General features: G+C 71.4%; 15 protein-coding genes. 4 read left to right on the top strand and 11 right to left on the bottom strand.

Going from position 1 to position 17843, the window contains the following annotated elements; all coding sequences use genetic code 11:
- Positions 1 to 132 precede the first annotated feature (132 nt).
- Complete coding sequence (locus MB828_RS28800) at positions 133 to 795, bottom strand: TetR/AcrR family transcriptional regulator (RefSeq protein WP_301650746.1); 663 nt, start codon at positions 793 to 795, stop codon at positions 133 to 135.
- 173 nt (positions 796 to 968) lie between these two features.
- On the opposite strand from MB828_RS28800, the gene MB828_RS28795 reads away from it, so the two are divergent.
- From MB828_RS28795 to atzF, 4 genes are read left to right on the top strand one after another with little or no spacing between them, the layout of a single operon-like run.
- Positions 969 to 1793 (top strand): urea amidolyase associated protein UAAP1, encoded by an 825-nt coding sequence (locus MB828_RS28795; protein WP_301650745.1) that lies wholly within the window; start codon positions 969 to 971, stop codon positions 1791 to 1793.
- Complete coding sequence (locus MB828_RS28790; RefSeq protein WP_301650744.1) at positions 1790 to 2404, top strand: urea amidolyase associated protein UAAP2; 615 nt, start codon at positions 1790 to 1792, stop codon at positions 2402 to 2404. Before MB828_RS28795 ends, MB828_RS28790 begins: the two co-directional genes overlap by 4 nt.
- A complete protein-coding gene (locus MB828_RS28785) occupies positions 2401 to 5910 on the top strand; it encodes a 5-oxoprolinase/urea amidolyase family protein (RefSeq protein ID WP_301650743.1) in 3510 nt (1169 codons plus the stop codon). Before MB828_RS28790 ends, MB828_RS28785 begins: the two co-directional genes overlap by 4 nt.
- A gap of 18 nt (positions 5911 to 5928) precedes the next feature.
- A complete protein-coding gene (gene atzF, locus MB828_RS28780; RefSeq protein ID WP_301650742.1) occupies positions 5929 to 7584 on the top strand; it encodes an allophanate hydrolase in 1656 nt (551 codons plus the stop codon).
- Between the two features lie 79 nt (positions 7585 to 7663).
- On the opposite strand, the gene MB828_RS28775 is transcribed toward atzF, so the two are convergent.
- From MB828_RS28775 to pafA, 10 genes are all read right to left on the bottom strand, one after another.
- Positions 7664 to 10519, bottom strand: coding sequence for a DEAD/DEAH box helicase (locus MB828_RS28775; RefSeq protein WP_301650741.1), 2856 nt, complete (start codon positions 10517 to 10519; stop codon positions 7664 to 7666).
- 85 nt (positions 10520 to 10604) lie between these two features.
- Positions 10605 to 11549, bottom strand: coding sequence for a twin-arginine translocase subunit TatC (gene tatC / locus MB828_RS28770; RefSeq protein WP_301650740.1), 945 nt, complete (start codon positions 11547 to 11549; stop codon positions 10605 to 10607).
- A gap of 47 nt (positions 11550 to 11596) precedes the next feature.
- The gene (gene tatA / locus MB828_RS28765) at positions 11597 to 11875 is read right to left on the bottom strand and encodes a Sec-independent protein translocase subunit TatA (protein WP_301650739.1); all 279 of its coding nucleotides are present in this window, start codon (positions 11873 to 11875) and stop codon (positions 11597 to 11599) included.
- Positions 11876 to 12135: 260 nt separating this feature from the next.
- On the bottom strand, positions 12136 to 12330 hold the full coding sequence (locus tag MB828_RS28760) for a hypothetical protein (RefSeq protein ID WP_133025875.1): 195 nt from the start codon (positions 12328 to 12330) through the stop codon (positions 12136 to 12138).
- Positions 12331 to 12339: 9 nt separating this feature from the next.
- Positions 12340 to 12633, bottom strand: coding sequence for a hypothetical protein (locus MB828_RS28755; RefSeq protein ID WP_207920849.1), 294 nt, complete (start codon positions 12631 to 12633; stop codon positions 12340 to 12342).
- 55 nt (positions 12634 to 12688) lie between these two features.
- A complete protein-coding gene (locus tag MB828_RS28750) occupies positions 12689 to 13699 on the bottom strand; it encodes a helix-turn-helix transcriptional regulator (protein WP_301650738.1) in 1011 nt (336 codons plus the stop codon).
- A 19-nt stretch (positions 13700 to 13718) separates the two neighbouring features.
- Complete coding sequence (locus MB828_RS28745; RefSeq protein WP_301650737.1) at positions 13719 to 14696, bottom strand: helix-turn-helix transcriptional regulator; 978 nt, start codon at positions 14694 to 14696, stop codon at positions 13719 to 13721.
- Positions 14697 to 14898: 202 nt separating this feature from the next.
- On the bottom strand, positions 14899 to 15270 hold the full coding sequence (locus MB828_RS28740) for an FKBP-type peptidyl-prolyl cis-trans isomerase (protein WP_301650736.1): 372 nt from the start codon (positions 15268 to 15270) through the stop codon (positions 14899 to 14901).
- Positions 15271 to 15344: 74 nt separating this feature from the next.
- Positions 15345 to 16346, bottom strand: coding sequence for an FKBP-type peptidyl-prolyl cis-trans isomerase (locus MB828_RS28735; protein ID WP_133025871.1), 1002 nt, complete (start codon positions 16344 to 16346; stop codon positions 15345 to 15347).
- A gap of 126 nt (positions 16347 to 16472) precedes the next feature.
- Positions 16473 to 17834 carry a Pup--protein ligase gene (pafA, locus tag MB828_RS28730; protein ID WP_028801611.1) on the bottom strand — a complete coding sequence of 454 codons (1362 nt, stop codon included), beginning with the start codon at positions 17832 to 17834 and terminating at the stop codon, positions 16473 to 16475.
- Positions 17835 to 17843: the final 9 nt, after the last annotated feature.

The following is a 17843-nucleotide window of genomic DNA, read 5'->3' as shown; positions in this document are numbered from 1 at the left end:
CCACTGGAGTACCCTCTGTCATTTTGCACACAGGGCATTCATTCGAACACGTGGCGTAGCGAACCATGGATGTACGAAAGTGACTCACCGTGACGGGTGAAAGCGCGCTGCGGGGCGAAACCCCGGCGGGCCTCAGGCCCCGACGATCCGCAGCGCCGCGTCGGCGGTGGCGCGGGCGAACTCGCGGGCGGGGCGCTCCGGTTCGGAGCGGTGGACCAGGATGACGCCCTCGATCAGACCGAAGACAAGATCGGTCCGCAGCTCCAGCTCGCCCTTGGCCGACGCCCCGCCGACGGTGCCGGATGCCGATGCGGAAGCCGCGGCGGACACCGTGGCGGCGATCAACTGCCGGTACGCGTCCTTGAGTTCGGCACGTACGGCACGAAAGGCGGCGAACCGGTCCGCCCGCACCTCGGGCAGCAGGTAGAGCGCGCCCAGATTGTGCGGCCCCGCGCACAGCAGCTCCACGTCGGCCCGGCACAGGGCCCGCAGCCGCTCCGCGGCCGGCGTCACGTCGTCCGCGAGCAGCTCACGCGCGTAGGCCAGGGACGGGGTGACGGTGGACTCCAGCAGCTCGGCGAGGAGTTCCTCCTTGCCGGAGACGTAGTGGTACATCGACGCCTGCCGCATGCCCGCCCGTTCGGCGACGGCCCGGGTGGTGGTGGCCGCGTAACCGTGGGTGGTGAACAACTCGGCCGCCGCCGCCAGCAGTTCGGCCCGCGGTTCCAGACCGCTGTCCGGCCGCTGCGCGACCCGTGGGCGACCGACCCGCCGGCCACCACTGCTCGTCCCCATGCGTTCGATCCTCGCACACGCCGCCGCGCGACGATCACGCCCCCGCGCGCAGGCCCCCCGTGAGCCCTCGGTAACCGGGCCGGAACGCCGGTGCAACGCCGCCGACGCGGCCCGCCCCTAATTTCTGTCGGGCGACAGAAACAATCCGAGCCCGAGCGACCGGAGGCCGAGCGATGGCGACAGCGACGACATACGGAGCCCGGGCGCACGCCCGCGCCCAGGAGGGCGCCCGCGCCGACGCGATGCCGGTCGTACCGGCCGCCGACTGGCCCGACCCGCCCTGCGAGGCCGGCCACCTGGTGTGGGCCGAGACGGTGGCCGGCGGCAACTACACGCACCGCGTCCTGGCCCGCGGCACCGAGCTGCGCCTGACCGACCTGCGCGGCGACGCCTGCGCCCACCTGCTGCTGTACGCCGACGGCCGCCCCTGGGAGCGCCTGAACGTCGCCGACACCGTCAAGGTCCAGTGGAACGCCTACCTCGGCGAGGGCGTGCTGCTCCTGTCCGACCAGGGCCGGGTGCTGGCCTCCGTCGTCGCCGACACCTCCGGCCGGCACGACGCCCTGTGCGGCACCTCCACCCTGGTCCGCAACACCGGCCGGTACGGCGACGGGACCCCGCAGTCGCCGTCCCCGGCCGGCCGCGAGCTGTTCAAGCTGGCGGCGGCCAAGAACGGCCTGGAGCCGCGCGACCTGCCGCCGTCCCTGTCGTTCTTCCAGGGCGTGGAGGTGCGCGACGACGGCACGCTGGACTTCACCGGCTCGGCCGGTCCCGGCGGCAGCGTCACGCTCCGCGCCGAGCAGGACCTGACCGTGCTGATCGCCAATGTGCCGCACCCGGCCGACCCACGCCCGGACTACGTCAGCACCCCTCTGGAGGTGCTGGCCTGGCGCGCCGCCCCGACGTCACCCGGCGACCCCCTGTGGGACGCCACCCCCGAGGGCCGTCGCGCCTTCCTCAACACCACCGGATTCCTCGCCGCCAGGGGGCTCGCATGAGCACGAGCACGGGGACCGCCGTCGTCCCGGCCCGCGCCGCCTGGTCCGCCGTGATCCGCGCGGGCGAGACCCTGACCATCACCGACCTGCACGGCAACCAGGCCGTCGACTTCCTCGCCTACGACGCCCACGACACGGCCGTCCGCTACAGCGCGCCCGACACCATCCACGCCCAGGGCGGCATCTTCCTCACCACCGGCAGTGTCCTGCTCTCCAACGAGCACACCGCGCTGATGACGGTGACCGAGGACGAGGTCGGCCGGCACGACACGGTCGGCGGCGCCTGCTCCAAGGAGTCCAACACCCTGCGCTACGGCCACCACACCTGGTCCCAGCACGCCTGCGTGGACAACTTCCTCGCCGAGGGCGCCAAGCACGGCCTCGGCAAACGCGACCTGGTCTCCAACATCAACTGGTACATGAACGTGCCCGTCGAGAAGGACGGCACCCTCGGCATCGTCGACGGCATCTCGGCACCGGGCCTGAAGCTGACGCTGCGCGCCGAGCGGGACGTCCTGGTCCTGGTGTCCAACTGCCCTCAGATCAACAACCCCTGCAACGGCTTCGACCCGACCGCCGTGCGGATGACGATCGCCGGAGCCGCGGAATGACCTTCGACACCCTGCTCGTCGCCAACCGCGGCGAGATCGCCGTCCGCGTCATCCGCACCGCCCGCGAACTGGGCCTGCGCACGGTCGCCGTGTACTCCGACCCCGACCGCGCCGCCCCCCACGTACGCCTGGCCGACGAGGCGGTCCGGCTCGGCCCGGCGCCCGCGAAGGAGTCGTACCTCGACGCCGACCTGGTCCTGAAGGCGGCGAAGGACACCGGTGCCGGCGCGATCCACCCCGGCTACGGCTTCCTCTCCGAGGACGCCGGGTTCGCCCGGCGCTGCGAGGAGGCCGGGATCGTGTTCGTGGGTCCGACCCCGGAACAGCTGGAGCTGTTCGGCGCCAAGCACACGGCACGGGCGGCGGCCGAGGCGGCCGGGGTGCCGCTGGCCCCGGGCACCGGTCTCCTCTCCGGTCCGGACGAGGCCCTTCGGGCGGCCGCCGCCATCGGCTATCCCGTCATGCTCAAGGCCACCGGCGGTGGCGGGGGTATCGGCATGTCGGCCTGCCGGTCGGCCGCCGAGCTGACCGAGGCCTGGGAGCGGGTGCAGCGGGTCGCCGCCGCCTCCTTCTCCTCCGCCGGGGTGTTCCTGGAACGCCTGGTCGAGCACGCCCGCCATGTCGAGGTGCAGGTGTTCGGCGACGGTGCGGGCCGGGTCGTCACCTTCGGCGACCGGGACTGCTCGCTCCAGCGCCGCAACCAGAAGGTCGTCGAGGAGGCCCCGGCGCCCGGCCTGCCCGACCACGTCCGTGCCCGGCTCGCCTCCGCCGCCCGCGGACTGTGCGCCTCGGTCGGCTACCGCTCCGCGGGCACGGTCGAGTTCGTGTACGACGCGGCCCGCGAGGAGGCCTACTTCCTGGAGGTCAACACCCGCCTCCAGGTGGAGCATCCCGTCACCGAGGAGATCTACGGCGTCGACCTGGTCGCCTGGATGCTGCGCCTGGCGCGGGGCGAGACCGAGGTCGTGCGCGACCCGGGCGCACCGCGCGGGCACGCCGTCGAGGCCCGGGTCTACGCCGAGGACCCGTCCCGCGAACACCGGCCCAGCGCCGGACTGTTGACGCGGGTGGAGTTCCCCGAGGGCGTTCGCGTCGACGGCTGGGTGGAGACCGGCACCGAGGTCACGACGTCGTACGACCCGATGCTCGCGAAGGTGATCGCGCACGGCCCCGACCGCGCCGGGGCGCTGCGCAAGCTGGACGAGGCGCTGGCCCGCACCCGAGTCGACGGCATCGAGACCAACCTGGGCCTGGTGCGCGCCGCGCTCACCGGACCCGGCTTCCGCGCCGCCGCCCACTCCACGGCATCGCTCGCCACGGTCACCGATCCCACCCCGCGGATCGAGGTCGTCTCGGCCGGCACCCTCACCACCGTCCAGGACTGGCCGGGCCGCACCGGCTACTGGCAGGTGGGCGTGCCCCCGAGCGGCCCGATGGACGACCGCTCCCTCCGCCTCGGCAACCGTGCGCTCGGCAACCCGGAGGGCGCGCCCGGCCTGGAGTGCACCCTTCAGGGCCCGTCACTGCGCTTCACCCACGCCACGACCGTCTGTGTGACCGGCGCCCCGGCTCCGGTGGCCGTCGACGGCACCCCGGTCGCCCAGTGGGAACCGGTGACGGTCCCGGCGGGCGGGCTGCTGGAGGTCGGCACCCCGGCCGAGCACGGCCTGCGCACCTACGTCCTGTTCGCCGGCGGCGGTCTGGACGTCCCGGACTTCCTGGGCAGTGCGAGCACCTTCACGCTGGGCCGGTTCGGCGGGCACGGCGGGCGGGCGCTGCGCACGGGTGACGTCCTGCACGGCGGTGCCGTGACGGCGGGTGAGCCGGTGGCCGAACGCCCGCGCTTCGACACGGTCTGGCACCTCGCGGCCGTCGAAGGCCCGCACGCCGCGCCGGAGTTCTTCACCGAGGACGACATCCGTGACTTCTACGCCGCCGAGTGGAAGGTGCACTTCAACTCGGCGCGCACCGGGGTCCGGCTGGTCGGGCCCAAGCCGCGCTGGGCGCGCACCGACGGCGGTGAGGCGGGCCTGCACCCGTCCAACATCCACGACACCCCCTACTCGGTCGGCGCCGTCGACTACACCGGCGACATGCCGGTCCTGCTCGGCCCCGACGGTCCCTCGCTGGGCGGTTTCGTGTGCCCGGCGACCGTCCTGAGCGGCGAACGCTGGAAGCTCGGCCAGCTCCGCCCCGGCGACACGGTCCGCTTCACCCCGGTCGACGTGACGGGCGCGCCCCGCCCCGAGATCGCCGACGGCGGTGTGCTGGCCCGCGACGGGGACGTCACCTACCGGCGCAGCGGCGACGACAACCTGCTGGTCGAGTTCGGCCCGATGCAGCTGGACCTGGCGCTCCGCATGCGCGTCCACGCGCTGATGGAGGCGGTTTCGGCGGCTGCCCCGCCCGGGGTCACGGACCTCACCCCCGGCATCCGCTCGCTCCAGATCCGGACGGACCCGGCCGTCCTCCCCCAGTCCGGACTCCTGCCCGTCATCCGGGAGATCGTCTCGGGTCTGCCGCCCACCGACGAACTGGTGGTCCCCTCCCGCACGGTCCACCTCCCGCTCTCCTGGGACGACCCGGCGACCCGGGAGGCGATCACCCGCTACATGGCGGGGGTCCGCGACGACGCGCCCTGGTGCCCGTGGAACATCGAGTTCATCCGCCGGATCAACGGCCTGGACTCGGTCGAGGACGTGTACCGCACGGTCTTCGACGCGGAGTACCTCGTGCTGGGCCTCGGCGACGTGTACCTGGGCGCCCCGGTCGCCACCCCGCTCGACCCGCGCCACCGCCTGGTCACCACGAAGTACAACCCGGCCCGCACCTGGACCGCCGAGAACTCCGTCGGCATCGGCGGCGCCTATCTCTGCGTCTACGGCATGGAGGGCCCGGGCGGCTACCAGTTCGTGGGCCGCACCACCCAGGTGTGGTCGGGGTGGCAGCAGCGCGGCGCGTTCGAGCCGGGCTCGCCCTGGCTGCTGCGGTTCTTCGACCGGATCAGGTGGTATCCGGTGACCGCGGACGAACTCCTCGACCTGCGGGCCGACATCACCTCCGGCCGGTTCGTGCCGCGCATCGAGGAGGGGACCTTCTCCCTGGCGTCCTACCAGGACTTCCTCGCGGAACACGCCGACTCGATCGCGGAGTTCAGGGCGCGTCAGCAGAAGGCGTTCACCGGGGAACGCGATGCCTGGGAGGCGGCGGGCGAGTTCGCCCGGGCGGCGGCGGCCACGGCCCCCGCCGCCGCACCGGCGGAGGTGTCCGTGCCGCCGGGCGGCCGGCTGATAGAGGCCGAGTTCGCCGCCTCCGTATGGCAGTTGAACGTACGGCCGGGCGACGAGGTGGCGTCCGGTCAGCCGCTGCTCGCCCTGGAGGCGATGAAGATGGAGTCCAGGGTGCACGCGCCGATGGCCGGTGTGGTGACGGAGATCCTGGCCAGGCCCGGCGACCAGGTGGAGGCCGGCACGGCGCTGCTCGTCCTCGCCCCGGCCGCGAACTGACCCCGAGGAGCGAAGAACATGTCCAGCACCCTCTCCCGTGTCCGGGCCGCCTACGCGCGCGTCGAAGCGGCCGGCCGCCCCGAGATCTGGATCGACCTGCGCCCGCGGGAGGAGACCGAGGCGGAGGCCCGCGCGATCGACGAACGGGTGGCCGCCGGCGAGCGGCTCCCCCTGGCGGGGCGCCTGTTCGCCGCCAAGGGCAACATCGACGTCCGGGGACTGCCCACGACGGCGGGCTGTCCGGCGTACGCGTACGAGCCGGCGGCCGACGCCCCGGTGGTGGCCCGGTTGCGTGCGGCGGGCGCGCTGGTGCTCGGCACCACCAACCTCGACCAGTTCGCGACCGGCCTGGTGGGCACCCGCTCCCCGTACGGCGCCGTGCGCAACGCGATCGACCCCACGAGGATCAGCGGCGGCTCCAGCTCGGGTTCGGCGGTGGCGGTGGCCCTGGGGATCGTCGACTTCGCCCTGGGCACGGACACGGCGGGCTCGGGCCGGATCCCGGCCGCCTTCAACGGCATCGTCGGCCTCAAGCCCACCCGGGGCCTGCTGCCGACGGCGGGGGTGGTGCCGGCCTGCGCCTCGATCGACTGCGTGACGGTGTTCGCCCGCACCCTGGCGGAGGCCGAGCAGGCACTGGGCCATGCCGCGGCCGGGCCGGAGCGTGCGCTCCCGCCGCTCCCCCAGCGCCGCCCCGGCCCCTGGCGCGTCGCCGTCCCGGCGGCCGGGCAGCTCGGTGAGCTGGACGAGGGCTGGGGGGCGGCCTACGAGGCGGCGGTGGCCCGCCTGACCGCCGCGGGCGCCTCGGTCCGCACCCTCGATCTCACTCCCTTCACGGAGGCGGCGGCGATGCTCTACGAGGGCGCGTTCGTCGCGGAGCGCTACACGGCAGTAGGTCCCTTTGTCGACAAGTTGGCCTCATCGGGCGGGGAGGGGCTGGATCCCACCGTGGCCGGCATCATCACCCGGGCCCGTGACATCCCGGCGCACCGGCTCTTCGCCGACCAGGACCGCCTCGCGGAGCTGCGGGCCCGCGCCCTGGCCGAGCTGTCCGACGCGGACGCCCTGCTGCTCCCCACCGCCCCCGGCCACCCGACCCTGGCCGAGGTGGCGGCCGACCCGCTGGGCGCCAACGCCCGCCTGGGCCGCTTCACCAACTCCACCAACCTCTTCGACCTGGCGGCGGTGGCGGTTCCGGCCGGCGAGGTGAACGGTCTCCCGTTCGGCGTGATGCTGATCGGCCCGGCGTTCACGGACGAACGTCTGGCCGCGATCGCCCGCTCCCTGGAGCCCCGGGTGCGGCTGGCGGTCCTGGGCGCCCACCTGACGGGCCAGCCCCTCAACTCCCAGCTCCTGGCGGAGGGCGCGGTACTGGACGGCACCACGACCACCGCCCCGGCGTACCGCTTCCACGCCCTGCGGACCGACCCGCCCAAGCCCGGCCTGGTGTACGTGGGCGAGGGCGGCGCGGCGATCGAGACGGAGGTGTGGACCCTCCCCGCGGAGGGCCTGGGCCGCCTCCTGGCGAACCTCCCCCGCCCGATGACCCTGGGCACGGTGGAACTGGCGGACGGCACCACGGCCCCCGGCTTCCTGTGCGAACCGGACGCGCTGACGGACGCCGAGGACATCACCGGGTACGGAGGCTGGCGGAACTACCTCAACAGGGGATGACCCTCCGTACGGAGGGGCGCGAGGAACTGCGCGACCAGCCACAACGCACCCGCACCCGCACCCGCACCCGCCGCACGACTCACCCCACCGACGAGTAGGCCACAACCCCCCGCAGCACCAGATCAACGGCCTTGCGCGCGGTCTTCCCCACCGTCGACCCCTCACCCACCGGCGCCGCCGCGGAGAGCTGCCCCAGCACGTCGATGACCTGCTTGCACCACCGCACGAAGTCCCCCGCGGGCATCTCGGCCTCGCGCAGCACCTCGTCCAGTCCGGTCCCGGAGGCCCACATGTACACGGCCCAGGCGAAGCCCAGGTCGGGCTCGCGCTGCCCGACGCCCTCGGTCTGGTTGATGCGGAACTCCTCCTCCAGGGCGTCGAGCCGGCCCCAGATCCGCACCATCTCACCGAGCGCGGCCTTGGCCTTGCCGGACGGCACCTTCGGGGCCATCGCGTCGTCCCCGGCGCGCGCCTCGTACACCAACGCGGAGACACACGCGGCGAGTTCGGCGGGGGCGAGCCCCTCCCAGACGCCCGCCCGCAGGCATTCGCTGGCGAGCAGGTCCAGTTCGCCGTAGAGCCGGGCGAGCCGCTTGCCGTGTTCGGTGACCTCGTCCCCGCGCAGGTAGTCCAGTTCGGTCAGCAGGGCCACGATCCGGTCGAAGGTGCGGGCGATGGTGTTGGTCCGCCCCTCGATGCGCCGCTCCAGCTGCGAGGTGTCCCGCATCAGCCGGTGGTAGCGCTCCGCCCAACGGGCGTGGTCCTCGCGGTCGTTGCACCCGTGGCAGGGGTGCGCGCGGATCGCCGTGCGCAGTCGGGCGATCTCACGGTCGTCGGCCGCCTGCGACCGCTTCTTGCGGGCCCGCTCCGGCGGGATGTGCCCGGCCTTGGTGCGCAGGGCGGAGGCCAGGTCCCGACGGGACTGCGGGGAGCGGGGGTTGAAGGACTTGGGGATCCGCATCCGCTCCAGCGCCTCGACGGGCACCGGGAAGTCCATCGACGCCAGCCGCTTGACCTGCCGTTCGGCGGTCAGCACCAGGGGGCGCGGCCCGTCGTGCTGTTCGAAGCCGCGGTGGCCGTTGGACCGGCCGGCGGGCAGCCCGGGGTCGAGGACCAGCGCGAGCCCGGCGTACTTGCCCGTCGGCACGTGGATGACGTCGCCCGGCTTGAGCTTCTCCAGGGCCACGGCCGCCTCGGCGCGCCGCTGGGCCACGCCCTGCCGGGACAGTTCGGTCTCCCGGTCCTTCAGCTCCCGCCGCAGGCGCGCGTACTCCTCGAAGTCGCCGAGGTGGCAGGTCATGGACTCCTTGTAGCCGCTGAGCCCTTCCTCGTTGCGCTGCACCTGCCGGGAGATCCCGACGACCGACTTGTCGGCCTGGAACTGCGCGAACGAGGTCTCCAGCAGTTCCCGGGAGCGGTGCCGCCCGAACTGCTCGACCAGGTTGACCGCCATGTTGTACGACGGCTTGAAGCTGGACCGCAGCGGATAGGTGCGGGTGCCGGCGAGTCCGGCGAGGTGCTCGGGGCTCATCCCGCGCTGCCACAGCACCACCGCGTGGCCCTCGACGTCGATGCCCCGCCGGCCCGCACGGCCCGTCAGCTGCGTGTACTCGCCGGGAGTGATGTCGGCGTGCTGCTCGCCGTTCCACTTGACGAGCTTCTCCAGCACCACCGAACGGGCGGGCATGTTGATGCCGAGCGCGAGGGTCTCGGTGGCGAACACGGCCTTGACCAGGCCGCGTACGAAGAGTTCCTCGACGACCTCCTTGAAGGTGGGGAGCATGCCGGCGTGGTGGGCGGCGATGCCACGCTCCAGGCCCTCGAGCCATTCGTAGTAGCCGAGGACGTGCAGGTCCTCGGGCGGGATGGACGAGGTGCGTTCCTCGACGAGCTCCCGCACCTTCTCCCGTGCCTCGTCGTCGTTGAGCCTGAGCCCCGCGTACAGGCACTGCTGGACGGCGGCCTCGCAGGCGGCGCGGCTGAAGATGAAGGTGATGGCGGGCAGCAGGCCCTCGTTGTCGAGGCGTTCGATGACTTCGGGGCGGCCCGGGGTCCACACCCGGGAGCGCTGCCGGCGCTCCCGCTCCCGGTCGGCCTCGCGCATGGACCGGCCGCGTCTGCGGTCCTGGTACGACGGACGCTGTGCCTCCATCCGGGCCAGCCGGGCGAGGTCGGGGTTGACGGCCTTCTTGTGGCCCTCGCCCTCCTCGAACAGGTCGTACATCCGGCGTCCGGCGAGGACGTGCTGGAACAGCGGGACGGGGCGGTGCTCGGAGACGATGACCTCGGTGTCACCGCGGACGGTGTCGAGCCAGTCGCCGAACTCCTCGGCGTTGGAGACGGTCGCCGACAGCGACACCAGCGTCACGGACTCCGGGAGGTGGATGATCACCTCTTCCCAGACGGCGCCGCGGAAGCGGTCGGAGAGGTAGTGCACCTCGTCCATGACCACGTAGCCGAGGCCGATGAGGGTCCCGGAGCCCGCGTACAGCATGTTCCGCAGGACCTCAGTGGTCATGACGACCACGGCGGCGTCCGGGTTGATGCTGTTGTCGCCGGTGAGCAGGCCAACCATGCCGTCCCCGTAGCGGCGGCAGAGGTCGGCGTACTTCTGGTTGGACAGCGCCTTGATGGGTGTCGTGTAGAAGCACTTCTTGCCCTGCATGAGGGCGAGGTGGACGGCGAACTCGCCCACGATCGTCTTGCCGGAGCCGGTGGGGGCGGCCACCAGGACGCCCTTGCCGGCTTCGAGGGCCTGACAGGCCTCGATCTGGAAGGGGTCGAGGCCGAAGTCGTACATCTCGCGGAACGACGCGAGCGCGGTGGCCTGCTCGACGGCCCGCCTGCGGGCCGCCGCATACCGCTCGGCCGGTGAGAGATCCTCTGTCATCGTGCTTTCGAGCGTACCGGTCCCCACTGACAACAGGACGATCATTATCCGGAACATGGGACAGCGGACGACGAAGAGGTGCCCGCGTCCTGGGACGCGGGCACCTCCTGGTGCTGGGTGACGGTATCCGTCAGGTCACGTCGTCGTAGCCGTTGACCCGGTCCGGTCCGGCCTCGGGGAGCGCGCGGCTCGCGGTGACGGTCTCGATCTCGCCGACGTCCTCGGGCGTGAGGTCGAGGTCGGAGGCCTCGTCGTCGTCGAGTCCGTCCTCGTCACGACGGCGCCTGCGCCGGTCGTTGAGGAGGGAGAAGGCGACCGCGCCGAAGTACAGCACCCAGATCGGCCCGGCGAGCGCCAGCATGGACAGCGGGTCGGTGCTCGGGGTGGCGACGGCGGCGAAGACGGTGATGCCGAGGATCATGGCCCGCCACCAGCCGAGCATCCGCTTGCCGGTGATGATGCCGGTGAGGTTGAGCATCACCAGGAGCAGCGGCAGCTCGAAGGAGAGACCGAAGACGATCACCATGCGGGTGACCAGTTGCAGCAGGTCGTCGAGCGGCAGCAGGTTGCTGACCCCGTGCGGGGTGAAGCCGATGAGCACCTTCGCGGTGGTCGGCAGGACCTTGTACGCGAAGAACGCGCCGGCGAAGAACAGCGGGACGCCGGTGCCGACGAACGCGTAGGCGTACTTCTTCTCGTGCCGGTGCAGGCCGGGGGCGACGAAGGCCCACAGCTGGTACAGCCAGACCGGGGAGGCGAAGACCACGCCGGCCATCAGGGAGACCTGGAGGGCGAGCGTGAAGGGTGCGAGCAGACCGTTGATGGTGATCTGGGCGCACTGCTCGTCACCGGTGGTCTTGTTCATCTCCGAGAAGGTGTGCGCGCAACCGACGGATTCGAGGATCGGCTTGGTGAGGAAGTCGATGATGTTGTTGTAGAAGAAGGCGGCGACCACCGTGATGACGATGATGGCCAGCATGGCCTTCGCGAGCCGGTTGCGGAGCTCACGAAGGTGATCCGCGAGAGGCATCCGCCCCTCGGGATCCTTCTCCTGTTTGCGGGCAGACTTGGGCAACCCACGTCCTCATCTCATGCGGCAGGCCGGGGGTTACCGGCCTTGCGTCAGCGCTGGGTGGTGTCCGACGGCTCGTTCACCGGGCGGGAGCTGGTCACGTCACCGGGGGACGCCTGGATGGTGCGCTGGGCCTGGGGCTGCTCGCCGGAGGCGGGCGCCTGGGAAGTGGTGCTGCCGTCCTCCTTCATCGCCTTGGCCTCGCTCTTGAGGATGCGAGCGGACTTGCCGAGCGAGCGCGCCATGTCGGGAAGCTTCTTCGCGCCGAACAGCAGGATGACGACGACGAGGATGAGAATGATCTCGGGGGCGCCGAGCCTTCCGAACATAAGTCTTTACCTTCTCACCGAGGCGGCTGGGTGGGATGCTGTCCGATCGGTCGGACATGCGTCCGAGTGATCGTGCTCTCAGCGATCGTAACGCTCAGGGGTAAACGTGAGGCAATCCCCGTGCGTACTCCCGGTCCGCGGAACGGGCCTCGTTCTCCGTGCCGCGAGCAGCAGCGTACCCGTCGGGGTGCTCGGCGTGACAGGGCGAAGTGACGCAAACCGCTTATGGCTCACTACTCACATCGGCTTCACAGCGGGCGTCACAGTGCGTCGACAGTCCGGGCGGCGCTCTCGGCCGCCCGCTCCAGGTCCTCCGCGGCCCGGTTGATGCGCCGCGCGGACTCCGTGACCTGCTCCCCCAGCCGCCGCGCCTCCAGGAAGACCCGCACGGCCAGGACGCCGAGCACGGCGAGACCCACGAAACCCACAGCTACCGCGACCATCGCCCAGAACATGCCCCGAGCCTAGACCGTGGGGTGCAGCCGCAGGGTCCTGACCCCGCCGCCGGTGAGCAGCTCGACGATCCGCTCGCCGGCGGGCTTGCGGACGGCGGCCCCGCAGTCGGGGCACGTGAACGAGTAGAACGTCGTCTTGCTGGTGGCTCCGATGGCCAGGCGCAGGGCGCTCGCGGCGAGCTCGAAGCTGCCCCGGCAGTCCGGGCAGCCGGCCCGGAACACCACGGGGACCACTCTTCTCATTCCGGCGAATGCGGCCGCGACCGTGATCTCCCCCGCGCCGGAACCCGAAGACTCGCTCAAATCCCTCGCCCCTCCCTCTTGGTCGCCCGCCTGCGGGGCGCCTTCGCCCTGCGGCTCACTCACGCCCTTGCTGATCGGCGACCACGACACGGTCGTACGCCGCCAGTGCCTCGCGGGCCGCCCGGCGGGCGCTGTCGGCCAGCTCGGGCGGTGCCACGATCCGGCCGTCGCCGCCGAGCCTGAGCGCCAGCCGGCGCAGGGAGGCCGGATCGGGGGTGCGCAGGGTGATACGCAGTCCGCCGTCGGGAAGCTCATCCGCGCTGTCGTGCGGGTAGTACTCGGCGACCCAGCGGCCGCCCGGACCGACCTCCACGACCACCTCGGGGTCCTCGGCGGCCGGCTGCACCAGCGCCTCGGAGAGGTCCCGCAGCTCGATCTCCGGGGGCGCGGACGGCTCGTCCAGGATCTTGATCTCGGCCACCCGGTCGAGCCGGAAGGTGCGGCGGGCCTCGGAGCGCCTGCACCAGGCCTCCACATAGGTGTGGCCGACGCTGACCAGGCGGATGGGGTCGATCTCGCGTTCGGTGACCTCGTCACGGGCCGGCGAGTAGTAGCGGATCCACAGCCGGCGGCGCTCGGAGATCGCCCGGTCGACGTCGGCGAAGACCCCGCCCTCGGACTCGAAGGTCACCGACAGCCGGGCGCTGGCGTCGCCCGCCTCGCCGGCCGCGGTCTCCACCTTGGCGGTCGCCCGCAGCAGCGCCTGCCGGTCGCCCTCGCGCAGTCCGGGCAGGGTGGCCACGGCGCGGGCGGCGACCAGGAGCGCGGTCGCCTCGTCGGCGGCGAGCCGCAGCGGTTCGGCGGCCTCCTCGCCGAGCGCGGCGGCGTTGTGCCACCAGATCCGCTCGCCGTCGGTGTCGATGTCCAGCAGGTCACCGCCCCGGAAGCTGGTGCCGCACATGGGCAGCACGTCGAGGTCGGAGACCAGTTCGTCCTCCGTGATGCCGAACGCCCGGGCGACGTCCGCGATCCGGGCGCCGGGGCGCTCGCGCAGATAGGTCACCAGGGAGAGCATCCGCCGGGTCTGGTCGATGGCGCTGACGGGCCTGACCGGTTTGCCTGCCACTGTCTTGCTCCGCTCCCCCTCAGCCCTTGGCCACGGCACGCAGCCGGTCCACCACGTCCGCACGCAGCTCGGCCGGCTCCAGGACCATCACGTCCGCCGCGAACTCCACCAGCCAGGCGTCCAGGCCGTGCCCGTACGGAATCTCCAACTCGTCCCACCCGTCACCGAGTTCCCGTACGGCCGTGGCCTTCGCCCGAAGGGGGTAGCCGGCGCCGGACCGCAGCCGGATCAGGGCGGAGCGGTCGGCGATCTCCCCGGCCCAGCTCGCGACGGTCTCGCGCACGGTGACGACGTCCGGGACCGGCACGGTGAAGCCGGTGCCCCGGGAACGGACCCGTCCGGTGATCCGCGACAGCCGGAACACCCGCTCGGCGCCGCGGTCCCGGTCCCAGCCCGCCAGGTACCAGTGGCCGCGCCAGCACTCCAGGGCCCAGGGCTCCACGTGCCGGGGCTCGGGGTGGGCGGCGGTGGCCTTGCGGTAGTCGAAGACGACCGGGCGGCGGTCGCGGCAGGCCAGCATCAGCGGTTCGAAGGCGGCCTCGTGCACGGGGATGCGCGGTTCCAGGGCGCTGTGCGCCTCGTACGGGTCGACGTCCTCGGGGATCCCCGCCGCCCGCAGCTTCTGCAGTGCGCCGCTGGCCGCGCCGGCCAGCCGGGCCTGCTGCCAGACCTTGGCGGCGAGCCCGAGGGCGGCGGCCTCCTCGGCGTCCAGGGTGATGGGCGGCAGCCGGTTGCTGTCCCGGCGCGCGAGGTAGCCGACCTCGCCGTCCAGGTTCTCGACGGTCTCGATCACCAGGCCGAGTTCACGGAGATCGTCCTTGTCCCGTTCGAACATCCGGTTGAAGGAGTCGTCCGAGCCTGCCGCACCTTTACCCGGCCCGGAGGCCTCGACGTACGCCTCGATGGAGTCCCGCAGCTCACGCTTGCTGAGCGGCCGCCGTGTCCCCAGCAGGCACAGCGCCAGGTTCATCAGCCGCTCAGCCTTGGCAATGGCCATCGACGCCCTTCGCCTTCCCTATGGTGCTCCTGACCGATGACCGTACCGCTCCGGAGCGTCACGGCAAAAGCCAGTCCGAACATCCAGGACCGAAACGGACAGGACATGACAGAAACGAGGGCCCGCGCGGACGGCGCGAGCCCTCGACCGGCCGGTGTCCGACCGGAAACGGTCCGCACCCGGGGGCGCCGACCAGGGACGTTCAGACCCCGAGCAGGTCCACGACGAAGATCAGCGTCTCGCCGGGCTGGATCGCCGGCGTCGGGCTCTGGTTGCCGTAGGCGAGGTGGGCCGGGATGGTCAGCTGGCGGCGGCCGCCGACCTTCATGCCCTGCACGCCCTGGTCCCAGCCCTTGATGACCCGGCCACCGCCCAGCGGGAAGCGGAACGGAGCGCCACGGTTCCAGCTGGCGTCGAACTCCTCGCCGGTGCTGAACGCGACACCCACGTAGTGCACGGTGACGGTCTGGCCCGCCTGGGCCACCTCGCCCTCGCCTTCCCAGATGTCCTTGATCTCCAGGTCGGCCGGGGGCTCGCCGCCAGGGAAGTCGATCTCGGGCTTGTCGATGCTCACGTCTCTAGCTCCTGCTTGTGTACGACACGGAACCCGGACAGTCTTTCATCCCCGCGGCCCCTGTGCCCGCCCGGCTACATCGCCGCCAGGATGTCCACCGAGAACACCAGCGTGGACCCCTTCTTCACGACCCCACCGCTCGGCGGGTTGTTCCCGTAGGCCAGGTCCGGCGGTACGACGACCAGCACCCGGCTGCCCACCTTCTTCCCGGTGATCCCCTGCGCGAGCCCCTTGACGACCTCCTGCATCTGCGCCACCGAGAACTGGCTCAGCCGCCCGCTGTCGTACGTCTGCTCGAAGGTCTTGCCGCCGTCCCAGACCACGCCCTTGAACTGGCACAGGATCGTCTGCGAGGCCTGCACCTGCTGCCCGTCGCCCTCCAGGACGTAGGCCGACACCAGCTTCTTCGGCGGGTCGGCCTTGGGGATCTCGATCGACGGGGCCTTGCCGTCCGTGTTCGTGCCCACCTTCGGCAGCGCGGCGTCGCTCTGCGCGACCTCCTTGCCCGTGCTGGAGCTACGGGAGTTGAACGAGGCCAGCACGTCCACCACGAACACGAGCGTGTCCGTGCCCTTGATGCCCGCCTGGGAGTTGCCCGACGTGCCGTACCCCCACTTGGGCGGCACGGCCATCAGGACCCGGCTGCCCACCTTCTTCCCGGCCAGCGCGTACCGCCAGCCGTCGATGATGCTGCCCTGCGCCAGTTGCATCACCAGCGGCGTACGGTCGTAGGACTGGTCGAAGACCTTCGCCGTGGACCAGATCTGCCCCAGGTAGTTGGCCTGGATGAAGTCGTTCTCCGCGACGGCCTTGCCGCCTCCCGCGATCACGGTCTTCACCGCCAGGTTCTCCGACGGATCACCGCTGCCCTTGGCCACCGTCGGCTTCTCGTCGAACTTCGTGCCCGCCGTGATCGCCGGCAGCGGGCCGTCCACGATCTTCGGTGGCGGCACCGAGGACGCGGAGGCCGAGGGCGACGCACTGGCCTTGCTGGAGGAGGACGAGTCGTCACCGCACCCGGCGAGTGTGACAAGACCTGCGGGAACGGCGGCAAGGAGAAGAGAGCGTCGGCGCACGGAAGAGCCTCGTAATCGGTCGATCTTGCGGATGGCGTGCGCGCAACTCTACGACGCGACACGGGCGCCGTACGGGAAACGTACGGCGCCCGTGTGGCGTTCCACGGCATCCGCTCACCTACCGGCTCACATACCGGCGATGAGTTTCTCCACCCGGTCGTCCACGGAACGGAACGGGTCCTTGCACAACACGGTGCGCTGCGCCTGGTCGTTGAGCTTCAGATGCACCCAGTCGACCGTGAAGTCCCGCCGCTGTTCCTGCGCCCGCCGGATGAAGTCCCCGCGCAGCCGCGCCCGAGTCGTCTGCGGCGGTACCGACTTGCCCTCGAAGATCTTCAAGTCATTGCAGATCCGCGCGGCTTGTCCCTTCTTCTCCAGCAGGTAATACAGACCCCGACGACGGTGGATGTCGTGATAAGCGAGGTCTATCTGCGCCACCCGCGGATGGGACATGGTCATGTTGTGCTTGGCCCGGTACCGCTCGATGAGCTTGTACTTCATCACCCAGTCGATCTCGGTGCCGATCCGGTCCAGGTCCTCCGCCTCGATCGCGTCCAGGGTGCGGCCCCACAGCTCCAGCACCTGCTCGACCGTGCCGGTGCGGATACCGCGCCGCTCGCAGAAGTCCACGGCCTTCTCGTAGTACTCCCGCTGCACCTCCAGCGCCGAGGCCTCCCGGCCGCTGGCGAGGCGCACCTTGCGCCGGCCCGTGATGTCGTGGCTGACCTCGCGGATCGCCCGGATCGGGTTCTCCAGGGTCAGGTCACGCATCACCGTGCCCGCCTCGATCATGCGCAGCACCAGGTCGGTGGCGCCGACCTTCAGCAGCATCGTCGTCTCGGACATGTTCGAGTCGCCCACGATGACGTGCAGCCGGCGGTACCGCTCGGCGTCCGCGTGCGGTTCGTCCCGCGTGTTGATGATCGGCCGGGAACGTGTCGTCGCCGACGACACGCCCTCCCAGATGTGCTCCGCCCGCTGGCTCACGCAGTACACCGCACCGCGCGGGGTCTGCAGCACCTTCCCCGCGCCGCACAGCAGCTGCCGGGTCACCAGGAACGGAATGAGGATGTCCGCGAGGCGGGAGAACTCCCCGTGCCGCGCCACCAGATAGTTCTCGTGGCAACCATAGGAGTTGCCCGCCGAGTCCGTGTTGTTCTTGAAGAGGTAGACGTCGCCCGCGATTCCCTCCTCGTGCAGGCGTCGTTCGGCGTCCACCAACAGCCCTTCGAGAATGCGCTCGCCGGCCTTGTCGTGAGTGACCAGTTCGGTCACGTTGTCACATTCGGGTGTCGCGTATTCCGGATGTGAGCCCACGTCGAGATACAGCCGGGCGCCGTTCCGCAGAAAGACATTGCTGCTACGGCCCCATGACACGACACGGCGGAAGAGGTACCGCGCCACCTCGTCAGGCGACAGGCGGCGCTGTCCCCTGAACGTGCACGTGACGCCGTACTCGTTCTCCAGCCCGAAAATGCGGCGGTCCATGACTGAACA

Origin of the sequence: Streptomyces arenae (genome assembly GCF_022343545.1) — a bacterium.
GTDB classification, from domain to species: Bacteria; Actinomycetota; Actinomycetes; order Streptomycetales; family Streptomycetaceae; genus Streptomyces; species Streptomyces humi.
This window is presented reverse-complemented; position numbering and strand designations above follow the sequence as displayed.

Bases quoted from the DNA above. Each gene is read 5' to 3' on its own strand.
- MB828_RS28760 (WP_133025875.1), bottom strand. From the start codon at position 12,330: ATGTTCTGGGCGATGGTCGCGGTAGCTGTGGGTTTCGTGGGTCTCGCC.
- pafA (WP_028801611.1), bottom strand. From the start codon at position 17,834: ATGGACCGCCGCATTTTCGGGCTGGAGAACGAGTACGGCGTCACGTGC.
- MB828_RS28775 (WP_301650741.1), bottom strand. From the start codon at position 10,519: ATGATCGTCCTGTTGTCAGTGGGGACCGGTACGCTCGAAAGCACGATG.
- atzF (WP_301650742.1), top strand. From the start codon at position 5,929: ATGTCCAGCACCCTCTCCCGTGTCCGGGCCGCCTACGCGCGCGTCGAA.
- MB828_RS28745 (WP_301650737.1), bottom strand. From the start codon at position 14,696: ATGGCCATTGCCAAGGCTGAGCGGCTGATGAACCTGGCGCTGTGCCTG.
- tatA (WP_301650739.1), bottom strand. From the start codon at position 11,875: ATGTTCGGAAGGCTCGGCGCCCCCGAGATCATTCTCATCCTCGTCGTC.
- MB828_RS28785 (WP_301650743.1), top strand. From the start codon at position 2,401: ATGACCTTCGACACCCTGCTCGTCGCCAACCGCGGCGAGATCGCCGTC.
- MB828_RS28790 (WP_301650744.1), top strand. From the start codon at position 1,790: ATGAGCACGAGCACGGGGACCGCCGTCGTCCCGGCCCGCGCCGCCTGG.
- MB828_RS28800 (WP_301650746.1), bottom strand. From the start codon at position 795: ATGGGGACGAGCAGTGGTGGCCGGCGGGTCGGTCGCCCACGGGTCGCG.
- MB828_RS28795 (WP_301650745.1), top strand. From the start codon at position 969: ATGGCGACAGCGACGACATACGGAGCCCGGGCGCACGCCCGCGCCCAG.